This window comes from Mesorhizobium sp. WSM4307, assembly GCF_007003945.1.
GTDB lineage: Bacteria > Pseudomonadota > Alphaproteobacteria > Rhizobiales > Rhizobiaceae > Mesorhizobium.
The window spans coordinates 505,769-521,507 of record NZ_VFTB01000003.1 but is presented as its reverse complement, the minus strand read 5'-3'; the positions used below and the strand labels follow the sequence as shown (position 1 = coordinate 521,507).

Below are 15,739 nucleotides of genomic sequence, written 5' to 3'. Positions count from 1 at the left end.
GATGGATCGGGTCTTCGTGGAGTACTACGAAGAAGAACTGACCCATATCCGGGCGTTGGCCGCGGAATTCGCCGACATGCATCCGGCGGTCGCCCGTAATCTTTCCCTCGACACGGTCCCCTGCCCCGACCCTTATGTGGAACGGCTGCTCGACGGCGTGGCCTTCCTGGCCGCGCGCACCCGCCTCAAGGTCGACGCGGAGCGCTCGCGCTTCTCGCGCGCCGTGCTCGATGTGCTTTACCCGGATCTGGTGACGCCGGCGCCGGCGACGGCGATGGCCGTGCTGAAACCCGGCCAGCAGGTGCAGTCAATGATTGCCGGCCACGCCGTCGCGCGCGGCACACGATTGGTCTCCGGCCTCAATCCAGGGCTTTCGACACGTTCGACCTTCACGACCGCGCAGGAGGTCACGCTGTGGCCGATCGCGATCACCTCGGTCGGTTATTTCCAGGATCGCAGCGCGCTCGCGGCTGCCGGAATCGCGCCGATCGGCGGCGCGCGCGGCGAGGCGGCGTTTCGCGTCACCCTCTCCCGGACGGGAAAGGGCAAGCTCAGCGAATTGTCGCTTGACCGTCTCGACCTCTATTTCGCCGGGCGTGCCAGGGCACCCTTGCTTTTCGATGCGATCTTCGGCGCCTGCTCGGCTCTCGGCGCGCGGGCGGAAGGCAAGACCAATCCGCTGACGGCGCTGCCCGAGCCCGAAATGGTCGGCATCCGCGACGACGAAGCGCTGATGCCGCGCACCCGTCCGACCTTCGAGGGCTACCGGCTGCTGCGCGAATATTTCATGATCCCGGAGCGCTTCCATTATGTGCGGGTCGCCGGCCTCCAGCCGGTGGTGCGCAAGTGCGATGCGGGGATCGAGATCATCTTCCTGTTCCGACGTCCGGTGCCCGAGCTCGCCGATGTGACGGTTGCCGACTTCGAACTGTTCGTGACGCCGGTCATCAATCTCTTCGAACGCGAATGCAACGTCATCGAGATCGACCCGCGCAAAACGCGTCAGGTGCTGCACGCCGACCGCACGCGGGCGCGGGATTTCGAGATCTTCCGGGTCACGCGGGTCGAGGACGCCGACGCCGAGAGCGGCGAGGCGACAATTCCCGAACTGTTCAGCCTGGGGCAGAACCGCGGCAGCGGCTGGGTCTATTCGATTGAGCGGCGTCCGCGCCGGGCCACCGAGGACGAGCGGCGCGAGGGCCTGACCCGCACCTCCTACACCGGCGACGATGTCTTCATCGCCGTCTCGCGGCCGGCAGGGAGCTCGCCAAACCGGCCACTCAAGCGGCTCGACATCACGGCGCTGTGCACCAACCGCGACCTGCCGATCCTGGACGACACGCCGACGCTGACGCTGGAGACCGCCGATCCGGTCGAAGCGGTGCGCTTGCTTGGAGCGCTGCGGGCGCCGCAGCCGGCAGTCCCGGCGTCCCTTCCGGCCAGCGCGGCCGGTGAATCCCGCGCCGACAATCTCGCCTGGCGGCTGGTGTCGCAGCTCTCTCTCAACTTCCTCAGCCTTGCCCAGGAAGGCCGTGGTGTCGATCCGCTGCATGCCTTGCTCGACCTTTATGCCGATCGCGGCGATCCCAGCCTTGCCCGCAACGTGCATTCGATCGTGCGCATCGATTCACGCCCGGTGATCGAGCGGCTCCAGATCGACGGGCCAATGTGTTTCGGACGCGGTACCGAAGTGACACTGCATGTCGACCAGTCCGTGCTGGCGGGGCAAAGTTCGCTGCTGCTTTCGGCCCTGCTTTCGCGGCTGTTCGCCCGCCATGCAGGGATAAACGGATTTGTGCGGACCCGTACCCGGTTGCTGCAGAAGCAGGAGGATGTGCCATGGCCGATGACGCCCGGCAATCGCTACCTGATCTAGCGGAGCCGGCAACGGTTGCGACCGAACCGTTGCTGGAGAGCTTCGACTTTTTCGAGTTGCTGCGGCGCCTGGAGCAGCGCGGTGGATTGTTCGGCCAATCCGGAACGGCCGACCGCGAGCCGGCGAGACTTGGCCAGCATGTGCGCCTGAGCTTCTCGGCTCGCGACGTCGTCAAGCTCCAGGACGCCGGGGACAAGGCCCACGCCCGGGTGACCGTCGCCAATCTCGGGCTGCTTGGACCGGAAGGACCGATGCCATTGCATCTGACACGCTGGGTGCTCGACCGGCTGTCGCAGCGCTGGTTCACCGGGGCCGACGCCGAGCAGACCAGCGACACGACCTTCGTCGATTTCGTCAACATCCTGCAACACCGCATGATGGCCCTTTACTATCGCGCCTGGGCTGACGCGCATCCGGCCGTGCAGGTCGAGCGGTCCGTCGGCGGGCGGGTTCGCGCCATGCTGGAGGCAATGTCCGGGATCGGCTTCCCCGGCACGCAGGATCCCGAACTCGACACTGTGCGACTGCGGCAGGCTGGATCGCTCGCCAACCAGATCGACGGCGCGGAGCGGCTGACGCTGTTTCTCGCCACCGCCTTCAAGGTGCCGGTGCAGATCAAGGAATTCGTCGCCGCTTGGATCACCATACCGAAGGCACTGCAGACGCGTCTCGGCAAGGCCCATGCCGGGCTTGGACGTGGCGCGACGATCGGGCCGCGGGTCTTCAGCCGCCAAAGCAGGATCGAATTGCGCATCGGTCCGTTGAGCCTCGACGACTTCAGGTCGTTCCTGCCCGGCGAACGGCGCCTTGGCCTGTTCGAGAAGGCGGTGCGCGACATGATCGGCGAGACGCTCGACGTCGATTTGCGCATCGTGCTCGCACGCGACGCCGTGCCGCCGCCACGGGTCGGGACCGTCCAGCTTGGCCGGACGGCCTGGCTGGCGCGTCCCGCCGAAAAGGGTGACGCCGACGATCTCAGATTGCACACCATCGTCGGCTGGCGGCCGGAAATGGCGGAGGCGGCCGCATGAGCCTGCTGCTGACGCTGGAACAAGGCCCGCGCTCGCAAGTGGTCAGGCAGACCCGGCTGGACGAGGGCGAATTGGTGATCGGGCGCAGCGCCGACGCCGGCTGGCAGATCGACGACCCGGACATGTTCGTCTCGCGCGCCCATTGCAAGATCAGCGGCGACCGGGATGGCTATTTGGTTACCGACACGTCGAGCAGCGGATTGTTCGTCGATGACTCCGACAGGCCCCTGGGTCCTGGCAGGTCGATGCGGCTGCAGAACGGCATGCGGCTGCGCATGGGCGACTATGTCTTTCACGTCGAGGTTCAATCCAAAGCGAACCGGACGTCGGTCGGCCCGGCCCCTGTCACCGGCCATCCCGCGCCTGCATGGTCATCGCCGGGAGCGCGAACGCCTGCCAGCATCGGCGGCGACGACTTCTTCTCGGCCAAGGTCGAGGAAGAACCGCGCCCGCCACGCCCGGCGGACTTGCCGAACCCGTTCGAGCAGCCCGTTCCGGGGGCTTATGACCGCCCATCGATCCAGCGCAGTTCGCCTGCCTTCGACGACCCGTTCAGCCTCGACCCGGTGGCGACATCGCAATCCAGCGATGCCGCTGCTCCAGGTCAGCCGGATCCGTTCGGGTTCGGCGAAATGCCTTCGCGCAACGATGCGTCCGGGCATGCGGCAAAGCCGGCCAGCTTCGATGACGATTTCAGCTTTGGGCCGGCCGCGACCCCGCCTCTGGCTAACGGCGCAGACCCGGCAGGACGTGTGCTGCATCAGGCTGAAAAGCCGCGCGCCGGGCATCCCTGGGATGTACCGGTGCAAGCAGCCGAGCCACCGCCGCCGCGACGCGCCGTTCCAGCGCCCAAGCCGGCGCGCCCGGCGCAGCCCGCATCCGGCGATATGGCACTTCGTGCCGCATTCTTGCGCGGCATGGGCGTCGAGGAGGCCGATTTTCCCGGCCGCGACCCGATCGCCGAAATGGAAAAATTCGGACGTGAATACCGGCTGATGCTGGATGGCTTGATGCAACTCCTGCGCAAGCGCGCCGAGGAGAAGGGAAGCGCGCGCGTCGCCCAGACGGTGGTCGGCGCTTCCGAGGTCAACCCGCTTAAATTCCTGCCGACGGCCGAGGATGTCATCGTCACCATCATCTCGGAACGCAGTCCGGGCTTTCTCTCCGGCGAGGCGGCGATCGACGACGCGGTAAAGGACCTTGCACAGCATCACATACGCGCCTGGCGCGGCGTTCAGGCCGCGCTTCGGCGCATGATCGACCGTTTCGATCCGGCCGCGATCGAGGAAGAGCTCAAGTCCAATTCCGCCATCGGCAATCTGCTCTCCGGCGGACGTAACGCCAAGCTGTGGGAGCTCTACCAGAAACGCCATCGCGACATCGCCCAGAGCGCGGAATCGAGTTTCCTGGGCGAGATCGGCGCGGACTTCAGGGACGCATATGAAGAGGAGGAGTAGGACATGATCGACAGACGCGAATTCGTCGTTGCCCTCGGCGCGACGGGGCTGCTTGCGGCGTGCCAGAGCGGCCCGCCGAAACCATCGGTTATCTCGGTCAACGTGACCGGGGGCGCCGGCATGAATCCAGGACCGGGCGGCGGCGACAGGCCGGTGACGGTACTGGTGATGCGGCTTGCCAGCACCGGCAAGTTCAACTCGGCCGACTATTTCGCGCTGCAGGGCGATGCCAGCTCGGCGCTCGGCGCCGACCTCATCGGCTCCGACACGATCTCGGTCGCGCCAGGCAAGACGGCGGCCAAGACCATCACGGTCGAGCCGAACGCCACGGCACTCGGCTTCGTGGCGCTGATCCGCGAGCCGGGCGGACGCAACTGGCGCACGACCAAGTCGGTATCGCCAGGGTCGAAATTCACCGTCAATGTCAGCCTCGGCAAGGGCGGCATTTCCGCCTAGCGACAGGGGCCACGGATGGTTGTGCGCAGAAAGTAATGGCATGAGCGATGCAAACAGGGTGCTGTGGTCGGAGGGCCTGTTTCTCAGGACCCAGCACTTCCAGCAGCAGGATCGGTTCTTCGAGGGCATGGTGCGCGGCGCACTGCAGGCCGGTCAGCTCCATACTTTCGGCTTCCAACAACTGACCCTAGACCAGTCGCTGCTCGACGCCGGCCAGGTCTCGATCGTGTCCGCCCGGGGTATTTTCCCGGACGGCACGCCTTTCTCCATCCCGGAACTGATGGATGCGCCGAAGCCGCTGCCGGTCACTGCGGACACCGGCGCCGGTCCGGTGCTGGTGGCACTGCCGCTCGAGCCGCCCGGTGGCGTCGGATTCGATCCGGCGCATTCGGCATCGACGGGCGCGCGCTACCACGGCAAGATCGTTTCGGTGCGCGACGCCGTCCAGAGCGGCGCCGATCCGGAAGAGATCGAGGTCGCCCGGCCGCAAGCCGCCCTGCTTGCACCGGGCAAATCGGTCGGCGGTTATACCGCCTTGCCGATCGCCGACATAGAGGGTGTGCGCGCCGACGGCGGCATCTCGCTCGATGAGACGTTCCTGCCGCCGACGCTGATCACCGGCGCGGTCCACTGGTACCGGCAATTGCTGCAGGAAGTGGTCACCGGCCTCGACCAGATCGCCGAAGCGCATGGCAAGATGGTGATGGGCGGCGCCGGCCGTAGCGTCGAAGACCTTTTGATGCTGCACCTCGCCAATGCCGCTCGCCCGCGGCTCGCCCACATGCTGGCGCAGGATGTCTTTCATCCGGCCGAACTCTATCTCGAACTGGCCGGACTGGCCGGCGAGATGGCAACCTACGGCTCGAGCTCGCGGCGGCTCGGCGAATTGCCGGCCTACGACCACATGGCGCCCGGCCCCGCCTATATGGCGCTGGCCGACGCCCTGCGCTCGCTCATCCTCAGCCTGCGCTACATCGAGCCGAAATCACGCGCGCTGCCGGTGATGCGGCACGCGACCAATGTCTGGAAAGTGCGCATCGACAACCCGAAGCTCTTGGTCGCCAGCCGCATCGTCATCCGCGTCGGATCGGAACTGTCGGAAGACGCGCTGCGCAAGATCTTCGTCAACCAGGCGACGGTCGGCGCCGCCGACCAGTTCGAAGGCCTTTGGAAGTCGCGCCTGCCGGGTATTCCGCTGAAACCGCTTCATTCGCAGCCACGCGAGATTCCCTATGATGGCGACCGGCTGTGCCTGGAGCTTGACCAGAAGAGCGAGCATTGGGCCTCGTTGCTCGACGCCCCCGGCTTCGTCATCGGCGTTTCCGGTGTCCTGCCGAGCGAGCCGCAGGTCGACTGCTACTCAGTGAACAGGTGAGGCCATGAGCCGGGATGATCCTTTCGGACTGTCGGAGGATCGCGAACGCACACGCATCAGGCTGGCGGGCGCCGCGCCGCGGCCGATGGCGCCGCTGGCACCGGGCGCGCCGGTCAAAAGGGCGCGCGCCCATCCCAACACGCTCATCAATATCTTCGCGCCGTTGCTCGAATTCGCGCCGGAGCTCGAGAGCGCGCTGGCGCCGGAGAACCCGGAAGCGATGCGCACGCGCCTGCTCGACGAGTTGGTTCAGGCGCGCGACGCCGCGATGGCAGCAGGCTCCTCGCTGGAGCGCGCCGACCAGGCGGCCTGGGCGGTGGCGGCGTTGCTCGACGACCTCGCGCTGAACACGCCGTGGGGCGGCGCCGGCGCCTGGCCGCGCCAGCCGCTGGTGGTCATGCTGCGTGGCGATGTCGATGCCGGCACCCAGTTTTTCACCCGCCTTGACGAGTTGGAGCGCCATCCCAACCGCGACCGCGAGATGCTTGAGCTTCAGTATTACTGCCTGGCGCTCGGCTTCCGCGGCAAGTACCGGGTGCCCGGCCGCGCCGGCGACCGCTCGCTCAATGCCGTGCGTGTGGCAGCCGCGCGGTTCCTGCGCAATGCCGACGCCGAGGACGCGCCGCTGTCGCCGAACTGGAAAGGCGTGATCGCTTCCGACGAGCCGCAGCGCTTCATCGTTCCGATCTGGGTAATGGCACTTGCCGCGGTCGTCGTCGCCGCCGCCGCTTACATCGGTCTGTCGATGGGCTTGAGCAGCCAGGCGGTCGAACTCTCCGCCCTCGTGCGCACGCTGCCGCCGGCCTCACGCGCGGACGTTACCCGCGCCGCGCCCAAGCAGGATGCGCCCGCACCTGAACCGCCACAGCCGGTCGATTTCGCGCTGCTGCCCGCGTTCAAGGTGGAAGCGCCGGCGAGCCTCAAGGGCGCGCTCAGCGGCACCGAAAGCGTCTCGCTGGCCAAGCTGATCATCCAGTCGTCCAACCCCGAACTCTTCCAGTCTTCGCGGCCGACACTGTCGCAAGGCTATGAGCCGCTGATCCAGTCGATCGCCAAGGTGATCCTCGCCAATCAGGAGCTCATCGGAAACATCACGATCGTCGGCCATACCGACAATGTGCGCCTGCAACGGTCCAATCCGCTCGCCAGCAACCAGCGGCTCTCTGAGGCACGTGCCCAAACCATAGCGGACCTCCTGGTGCAGGCTGGCGTGCCACAGGAGCGCATCCGTTCCGAAGGCCGCGCCGACTCCGATCCGGTGGCCGACAACTCGACGCGCGAGGGCCGCGCGCTCAACCGGCGCGTCGAGGTCCTGGTCGAGAAGAGGCTCTGAGATGTTCATCCTGCGCTTCCTCTGGGCGGTCATCACCTCGCGCTTTCTCTGGACGCTGATCGGCATTGCGCTGCTTTCGCTTTTGATCTGGGTGTTCGGCCCGATCGTCCAGGTCGGCCCGTACGCGCCATTCGAATCCGACAATGTGCGCATCGCCATCATCGCGGGCCTGATCATCCTGTGGCTGGTTTGGCTGATCATCGCGCAACGGCGCGCGATCCGCGCCAACCGCATGTTCGTCGCCGAGATCGCGGCACCCGTGACTGAACAGCAGCTTACCCCCGGCGAGGAGAGCGTTGCAGCCGTCGGCGCGAAGTTCGGCGAGGTGATGGCCGAGCTCAAGCGTCGCAAGCTCGGCGGACGGAAGTTCCTGCGCGAGATGCCGTGGTATGTGATCGTCGGGCCTCCGGCCACCGGCAAGACCACGGCATTGCGCCAGTCGGGCCTCAATTTTCCAATCGATCTGACCGATGATCTGCAGGGTGTCGGCGGCACGCGCAACTGCGACTGGTTTTTCTCCGAGAACGCGGTGCTGATCGACACTGCGGGCCGCTACGTCCAGCAGGAGAGCCAGCCGGACGTCGACGCCGCGGAATGGCTGGGCTTCCTGGACCTTCTGAAGAAGCACCGCGGTCGCCGCGCACTCAACGGCGTCATCGTCGCGCTGTCGATCGATGTGCTCTCGGAAGGCGATGAGGCGATCAAGACGCACGGCCGCAAGATCCGCCGCCGACTGGCCGAGCTCAACGATCGGCTGGAGATTCGTCTGCCCGTCTACCTGATGCTGACGAAGGCCGACCTGATCAAAGGGTTCGAAGCCTTCTTCGGCGGCTTGTCGACGAGCGCGCGCGAGCAGGTGTGGGGAACCACCTTTGCGCTGGATGCCCGCGTCAACGCCGGCATGATCCAGACGGAGCTGGCCAGGCTTGGCAGCGAGCTGGAGCGAAGGCTAGTGCCGCGCCTTGAAGACGAAGACAAGCTTGGCTCGCGCGCCGAGATCTTTCGCTTTCCGGCGCAGTTGGCGAGCCTCTCCGGGCCGATCCAGGTGCTGATCGAGGCGATGTTCGGCGAAAGCCGCTACGAGGAAGCCGCGTGGCTGCGCGGCCTTTATCTGACATCGGCGACGCAGGAAGGAGCCCCCATCGACCGCCTGACCGCGGCGTTGTCATCGTCCTTCGGGTTGCCGCCGCGCCGCGCCATGCCGGCGGCGCGCGTCGAGAAGCGCAGCTTCTTCCTCAGGAACCTTCTCACCGAAGTGATCTTCAAGGAGGCCGGCCTTGGAACATTCGATCCGCTGGCGCAGCGCCGCCGCGCCTGGATCTGGCGCGGGGCCGCCGCCGCCTGTGCGCTCGCGGCCCTGCTGGCCGGCGGAGTGTTCACCTGGTCCTACCTCGACAACCGCAATGCGATCACCGAACAGGCCGGCCAGTTCGAAGCCCTGCAAGGGCCGCTCACCCAGGTCGCCGCCACGCCGGCCGCGGTCGAGCAGCCGACCATGGATGGCGCGCTGGCGGCGATGGACGCGGTGGCGACCGCCCGAACGGCGCCACCAGACGCCGTCCATAACCTGCTTGGCCCTACCGCTTCGCCGGAGCTGGTGCGCGCGCAGACCGATACCTACGGCCATGCGCTGCGCAACGTGCTCGAGCCGCATATGGTCGCCCTGCTCGAGGCCACGATGTGGCGGCAAATCCGCGATCCGGATTTCATGCTCGGCGCGCTGAAGACCTACCGGATGATGACCGGCCTGTCGCAGATGGACACCGATTTCGTCCAGAACTGGTGGGTGAACAGCCTGCCGCAATTCGCACCGGCTCCGCCTTTCCCCACGGCCGACGCCGAAGAGCACCAAATCGCCGCCATCCGCCGCATGGCCGTCGACGACAGCTACATCGCCCCGGACAAGGCGCTGGTCGCGGAGGCGCTGAAGACTGTATGCACGATCTCGCTGCCGCAGCGCGCCTACAAGCAGCTCCTGGCCGATCCGGAAGTAGCCGCCGCCAAGGAATGGGTGCCGGCCAATTTCGCCGGGCCGAACGGCGCCAAAGTGTTCGCGCGCCGCTCCGACAAGACGTTGCGCGTCGGTGTTCCCGGGCCCTACACTTATGCGGGTTTCCACGACGCGATCCTCGACCGGGTCGAGGATGTGGCGGGACAGGCCGCCCTCGATCGCGCGGTGTTTGCCGGCGGCTGCTCGGAGAACTCGGAGACGTCGGTCTCGGCGCTCTCGCAGGACATCCTGAAGCTCTACTACGACGACTATATCGCCCAGTGGGACTCTTTCCTGCGTGACATGCGGCTTGCGCCGCTCACCGATCTCAACATCGCCAGTGAAAACCTCAAGGATCTTTCAAACGCCGACTCCGCGCTGAAGCGCCTGTTGACGGCAGTGGTGCAGGAGACCGACCTCACCCGCTCCGACGACGCGCCGGCCGACGACAAAAGTGGCGCTGCCGCCAAGACCGGCTCCAAGCTGCTCAGCAAACTCGGCAAGCTGGGCAAGGTGGTGACCTCGGGCGCCAAGCTCCTGCCGCGCGCCGGCTCCGCCAACCAGGTGGACATGACCGGCAGCTTGGTTGCCGAGCATTTCAAGCCGCTCAAAGGCACCATTGCCCAGGTCGACGGCCAGCCGCCGGCGCTCGACGCCGCCGTCGTGGCGCTGACGGCGCTGTCGAATGTGTTGCAGACGGTGACCGCCAATCCCAACCCGCAGGATGCGATCAAGAAGCAGGGCGGGCTTGCCGAGCTGACAGGCGCGGTCGCAAGGCAGGCGCAGATCCTGCCTTCGCCGATCAACGAGTGGCTGGGCGGCATTGCCGGCGACACCAGCGGCCTGTCGCAGAAGGCCGTAACCAACGAGCTCAACGCCATCTGGCGGGCCGACATACTGCCGTTCTGCCAGGCGGCGCTCAACAACCGCTATCCGTTCAGCCCGGACAGCGCGGTCGATGTCAATGTGCGCGATTTTCAACGTCTGTTCGGGCCGACCGGCCTGATCGATGCCTTCACCACCGACCATCTGATCAACTATGTCGACACCGCCAGCGAGCCGTGGAAATGGCGTGCCGATTTTGGCCTCGACCCGGCGGCGCTGGCAGCGTTCGAGCAGGCGAGGCATATCCGCGACGATCTGTTTCCGGGCGGCACCGGCCCGGTGATGAACTTCACGCTGGAGCCCAAGGACCTCTCCCCCAACGTGGCGCGTGTCACGCTCAACCTCGATGGCCAGAACCTCGTCTACTACAACAACGCCACCAGGCCGCAACCGATGACGTGGCCCGGCAAGGATGGCACCGGGGTGATCTCCCTCGCTTTCCAGCCGGTCGACGGCTCGCCCGAAGTGATGCTCAACGAGACCGGCAGCTGGGCGTGGCTCAGAATGCTGCGCGGCGGCCGCTTCGCCGCGACCAAGCTCACCGACGTCTACAGCCTGCGGCTCGGGACGAAGGGGATGTGGGCCGATTTCGAACTCAAAGCCGCCAGCGTCGAGAACCCCTACACGCTCGAAATGTTCAAGAAGTTCACATGTCCGCCGCAGATCTGATCGCGCCCGGCTTCTATGGCAAGATGCCCGCCACCGGCGATTTCGTGACCCGGCGGCTGCCGGCGGATTTCGTGCGTGGATGGGACCGCTGGCTGGCGCAGCATATCGTGCCGCTGTTCGGACTGGAAACCTGGCCGCAGCACATTGCGCTGCGTTTCCTCAGCGGGCCTGGTTCCTTCGGCGCCTCGGCCGGCATCCTGCTGCAAAGCGCCGACAGGGTCGGCCGGCAATTTCCGCTGAGCGTCGTCGCGCGTCTTGATGAAGCACCGCTGAAGCTCGCCTATGCCGATGCCTGGTTCGAAAATATCGAAAAAGCCGCCTTCGCCGCACAGCGGGGCGAGATGACGCCTGACGAACTCGACGCGGCGCTGGCCGCCCTGCCGGTTCCGGTAATCGATGGCGAGGGCGATGTGATCGACGATCTGGTCATGTGGTCGGCGCATACGGATATTTTCGATGTCGACCAGCTGGCGCCGCAGCCGGTGCTAGAGCAGATCGCCGCCAGCCACATGGAGGCGAGCTGATGCAGGTCTGGAACCAGATGGGCTATCCGCATCAGTTCACCATGGGCATGGACAAGGCCGGCCACGAATGGATCGTGGTCGTGGTCAAGGGCACTTTCGATTTTCCGACGAAGCCTGGCGGGCTGGTGCAGAAATCGGCCGAACAGGTTCCGCTGGTCATGGCCGACACGCAAACCGGCGTGCCCGGCTATTCGGCGACGCTGTGGGAGACGGACTTCGCCTTCCGCAAGCCGCGCTGCGACGTGATCGCCAATGGCTGTGCCTACGCACCGGGCGGACGGCCGGCCGAGCGCGTCCCGGTCGGCATCAAGGTCGGCAACTGGTCTAAGCTGTTCGAGGTGGTTGGCCACCGCGAATGGCGCGCCCTCGGTCCGGTCTTTACCGCCACGTCGCCGCAACCCTTCCTGAAACTGCCTATCTCCTATGACGTTGCCTGGGGTGGCGTCGACAGGCTGGATCCAGAAGACAAGCTTCCCGCCAGTTATAAATACAACCCGGTCGGAACCGGATGGTCGCGTACCAAGAACCAGCGTCTAGTCCCGGGCCTGCGGCTGCCGAACACCCAAGCGGTCAACGAAGAAATCCGCTCGCCCTTCGGCGACTACAAACCGATGAGCTTTGGGCCGATGGGCCGCGGCTGGCCCGGGCGTATTGAGTTCGGCGGCACTTACGACCAGAACTGGATCGACAATATTTTTCCGTTCCTGCCGCCGGATTTCGATGAACGCTATTTCCAGATGGCGCCGCCTGACCAGCAGATCGACCATCCGCGGGGCGGCGAGGACGTGCAGTTGATAAATTTGACGCCGGCAGGCAAGGAAAGCTTCCGCATGCCAACGACAGCGTTGCCGCTGACGCTGTTCAAAGGTCGCGAAAAAGCGTTCGGGGGCGAGCTTCTGCCCGATACGGTGCTGTTCGATCCGGAGAAGCGGCGATTTTCGCTGGTCTGGCGGGTATCGCAACGGATCCAGCGCACGATCCTCGACTTCAACGAATGCTGGGTCGGGCCACCTACGCGCGGAATGGAGCGCGCCAGGACAACGGGCAAAGTATATGTTCGCGGCTTCAATGCGCCGCCACGAGATGAGGCCGACGCGGCATGAGCGCCAGTCTCGACATCGTCTCAGTTGGAATGGTCACCGCTGTTGGACTTGACGCACCGTCGAGCTGTGCCGCAATGCGGGCGAGATTGGACGGATTTCGCGAGACGAGATTCGTCGGCCCTGGCGGAGACTGGTTGATCGGCGCTCCAGTGCCGCTGCCGCGGAATTGGGTTGGCGAGAAGCGCCTAGAGCACCTGGCGGCCGGCGCGATCAGCGAAGCTTTCGCAAGTGGTGAAGCGGCGAGGGATCAGACGGCACTGCTGTTGTGCCTTGCTGAGGAGGGTCGCATTGGCTCGCCGGTGCGCGACAGCTCGCGATTTATGCGCGCAATTGCAAAAATTCTGGAGTTCGAGCCGCATATCGCGTCACGCATTATTACGCACGGCCGGCCGTCTGGACACGTCGCTTTGGATCACGCGCGTAAGCTGATCGCGTCAGGCGCTGTTTCGAATGTCATGATCGTAGGGGTGGACAGCTACCTCTCGACATTGGCAGTAGGCCATCACCTACGACAAAATCGCCTGCTGACGGCCGACAATGCCAACGGATTTATTCCTGGCGAGGCGGCCGCAGCAGTGCTTTGCGCTCGCAGCTCGAACGGTAGCCTTTCCCTCTTCGGTCTCGGACTCGCACGTGATCCTGCGCCAATCAACAACCCGCGTGATCTGCCATTGCGCGGGGACGGCATGGCCTCAGCCTACCGCTTGGCCTTGGATGAAACCGGCATTGGACTAAACCGCGTCGGCTACCGGATTGCTGACCTCATCGGCGAGCAATACTGGTTCAAGCAAACTACCCTTGCGAGCTTGCGCCTGGAGCGCGACGCCACAGGCTTTCAAGATCTCTGGAGCCCCGCCGAGTCTCTTGGCAACGTCGGTGCGGCCGTGGTCCCGCTCATGATCGGAATGGCGTACTTTGCAGCGCGCAAGGGCTATGCGGCTGGCAACCCCGTGTTGATCGAGGCATCGGGAGATGACGGAGCCTGTGGGGCTGCCATCGTCTCCGCGAGGGCTGCCTGATGTCAAACGTCTTTGCGAATGGGCTAGAGATCTCTGGCAAGGCCGTCCAAGCACAAACCATTGCTGCGTTTCCCGATGTGTGCTTCACGCCACCTCAGACGCCGGCGACGCCGCCAGGGGTGCCGATCCCCTATCCATCCTTCGGAATAGCATCCGACACCGAAAATGGCACTGGCAAAGTCCTCATCGGCGGCAAGACGGTGAACATCAAGAATAAATCTGATATTTCGCGGACCAGCGGAACAGAAGCCGGATGTGCGCCGAAAAAGGGAATCGTCACATCGAAGAATACAGGCAAGAAGTATTTCAACTCTTGGTCCAACAACGTCAAGTTCGAGGGCGAGCCGGTCATACGCTTCACCGATCTCGCAACGCACAACCACGCGTCGCCCGGTGGCCAAACTCCTCCTTGGCCGGAGATGGTCGCGGCGGCGCCGCCAAATCCCGACGGGACGAAGTGCATAGTTGGTGAGTATTCCTCGGATGCGGCGAAAGACTGTGCCAAAAACACAGACGCCGATGGTAATAAATACCAGTTCCACCACATTGTGCCCGATCGCACTTTCCGAACCGGTCGCAGAAAGGTCCGGGGGCTGAAGAATCCACGCGACTCACGAATGCCTGGCGCGCCCTCACACGGTGAAGGCATGTGCATCTGTCTTCCTCCTGATAACCACGTTGGATCGTCCAAAAGCACGGAGACCGCAGTTCACAAAGCCATGGACAGCAAGTTGACCGCTTTGGGCAAACAGGCGAGCACTAGAGCCAACCCAAGCGGAGTCGCCAAGATGAGCGACGTGAGAATTGACTGCTTGAAAGCGCTGAAGAAGCTCGTCCCCGACGTTATCACTGCGGAATGCTTCAAAGCTGCCACGAAGGCGGTGATGGAACAGACCGAACCGCATAAGGACAGGCTTGTGCGAGCAGAAAAGAGCCTGAACAATCTCAGTCCGACGGCGAGAGGAGTGTTGAATAAGCCATGGCCATAGAAATTCCTAAAGGCCCCGCTTCTCTGCGCGGCGGAGTTCTTACCACGTCGGGCACGTTTTACCTTCTATGCGACCACGAAGACGCCGAGGATGATGAGCTCGTAGTCGTGGGGGGCCGCCGTGACGGAAACCGTATCCCGCTGACGGGACTGACCGATCTCGAGGAAATCGTATCGCTCATTCCCCTGTCGGGCGTTTGGGCCGGTAGCGCCGAGGCGGCGGCAATGACTGCCGAGGGAACCGTTTTCTTTCTAACTCCGGCTGCGGCAACTCCAGATCCTATCCCCGGCGCTGGCTATAATCGAGCAGGCGCGCTGGACCTTGGCCGGATGACGACCCTTGTCCAGGCAGGTGATTATCTGTTTGCATTCGGTTTCGGCGGGCAGGTCTATCGGCGTACCCCAACGGAGAATTGGCAAAACCTGAATGTACCCTCCGAGGCAAGTGAGCCGGGATACGACCCATGCTTTTATGCAGTCGTTCTCGGGAAGAACGAGTTTTGCTTTGGTGGGATCGATATTTCTCGAGATGAAACAACCCCGGAGATGGAAGCAGCGAACAATGCCGGCGACGCTGATCTGCTTGCCGACCTCCTGCTGGCAGATGTTCGGCCGGATCGCACGACGCTGCGCATCTATGACGGACGCTGGCGTACGCTCGATTTCGACTATTCCGGTGCCGTTATCGAGATCCTGCCCGCTCCTGGTCGAACCTGGTACGTTTTCTCAAGTACGGGTGTGGTTTGGCGCACGACGGATTTCCTCGCCTTTGACGAAGTTGTTGCCCTCCCTGGCCGACGATATTTCTTCGACGTCAAGGCACGCGACAACGATGTGTTGCTCTTGCTGGGCAGTGGCCTCAACCTCCTGCAGGGCGGGGAAATCGTGCCTTTCGACCCTCCGCTGCCGTCCATCGAGTCAGCCTACGTGAGCATCTCCCCAACAGTTGGCGCAATCGCGGCAATGTTCGAGAGCGGCGTCATGTTTTTCGATGGCAGCCGGTGGGCGCGGCTTTATCCTATCTTCGAATAAT

12 protein-coding genes are annotated in these 15,739 nt (G+C 64.5%); all 12 read left to right on the top strand.

Going from position 1 to position 15,739, the window contains the following annotated elements; genetic code table 11:
- The first annotated feature begins 1 nt into the window (after window position 1).
- Genes tssF through FJV83_RS09435 form a run of 12 tightly spaced genes read left to right on the top strand, consistent with a single transcriptional unit; the run spans window position 2 to window position 15,738 of the window.
- Complete coding sequence (gene tssF, locus FJV83_RS09490; RefSeq protein ID WP_142887314.1) at window positions 2-1,876, top strand: type VI secretion system baseplate subunit TssF; 1,875 nt, start codon at window positions 2-4, stop codon at window positions 1,874-1,876.
- On the top strand, window positions 1,840-2,907 hold the full coding sequence (gene tssG, locus FJV83_RS09485; protein ID WP_142887313.1) for a type VI secretion system baseplate subunit TssG: 1,068 nt from the start codon (window positions 1,840-1,842) through the stop codon (window positions 2,905-2,907). The genes tssF and tssG overlap by 37 nt, the downstream gene beginning before the upstream one ends.
- On the top strand, window positions 2,904-4,364 hold the full coding sequence (gene tagH, locus FJV83_RS09480; RefSeq protein WP_142887312.1) for a type VI secretion system-associated FHA domain protein TagH: 1,461 nt from the start codon (window positions 2,904-2,906) through the stop codon (window positions 4,362-4,364). Before tssG ends, tagH begins: the two co-directional genes overlap by 4 nt.
- 3 nt (window positions 4,365-4,367) lie before the next feature.
- Window positions 4,368-4,820, top strand: a complete 453-nt coding sequence (gene tssJ, locus FJV83_RS09475) for a type VI secretion system lipoprotein TssJ (RefSeq protein WP_019859795.1) — start codon at window positions 4,368-4,370, stop codon at window positions 4,818-4,820.
- 40 nt (window positions 4,821-4,860) lie between these two features.
- Window positions 4,861-6,195: a type VI secretion system baseplate subunit TssK gene (gene tssK, locus FJV83_RS09470; RefSeq protein WP_142887311.1), complete on the top strand. Its 1,335-nt coding sequence runs from the start codon at window positions 4,861-4,863 to the stop codon at window positions 6,193-6,195.
- A gap of 4 nt (window positions 6,196-6,199) precedes the next feature.
- A complete protein-coding gene (tssL, locus tag FJV83_RS09465; RefSeq protein WP_142887310.1) occupies window positions 6,200-7,528 on the top strand; it encodes a type VI secretion system protein TssL, long form in 1,329 nt (442 codons plus the stop codon).
- 1 nt (window position 7,529) lies between these two features.
- On the top strand, window positions 7,530-11,072 hold the full coding sequence (gene tssM / locus FJV83_RS09460; RefSeq protein ID WP_142887309.1) for a type VI secretion system membrane subunit TssM: 3,543 nt from the start codon (window positions 7,530-7,532) through the stop codon (window positions 11,070-11,072).
- Window positions 11,054-11,596 carry a type VI secretion system-associated protein TagF gene (tagF, locus tag FJV83_RS09455; protein WP_095789828.1) on the top strand — a complete coding sequence of 181 codons (543 nt, stop codon included), beginning with the start codon at window positions 11,054-11,056 and terminating at the stop codon, window positions 11,594-11,596. Before tssM ends, tagF begins: the two co-directional genes overlap by 19 nt.
- Window positions 11,596-12,699, top strand: coding sequence for a DUF2169 domain-containing protein (locus FJV83_RS09450; RefSeq protein ID WP_142887308.1), 1,104 nt, complete (start codon window positions 11,596-11,598; stop codon window positions 12,697-12,699). Before tagF ends, FJV83_RS09450 begins: the two co-directional genes overlap by 1 nt.
- The gene (locus FJV83_RS09445) at window positions 12,696-13,718 is read left to right on the top strand and encodes a beta-ketoacyl synthase N-terminal-like domain-containing protein (RefSeq protein ID WP_095775023.1); all 1,023 of its coding nucleotides are present in this window, start codon (window positions 12,696-12,698) and stop codon (window positions 13,716-13,718) included. The genes FJV83_RS09450 and FJV83_RS09445 overlap by 4 nt, the downstream gene beginning before the upstream one ends.
- Window positions 13,718-14,707, top strand: a complete 990-nt coding sequence (locus FJV83_RS37525) for a DUF4150 domain-containing protein (protein WP_280951248.1) — start codon at window positions 13,718-13,720, stop codon at window positions 14,705-14,707. Before FJV83_RS09445 ends, FJV83_RS37525 begins: the two co-directional genes overlap by 1 nt.
- Window positions 14,698-15,738: a hypothetical protein gene (locus FJV83_RS09435; protein WP_095793327.1), complete on the top strand. Its 1,041-nt coding sequence runs from the start codon at window positions 14,698-14,700 to the stop codon at window positions 15,736-15,738. Before FJV83_RS37525 ends, FJV83_RS09435 begins: the two co-directional genes overlap by 10 nt.
- Window position 15,739: the final 1 nt, after the last annotated feature.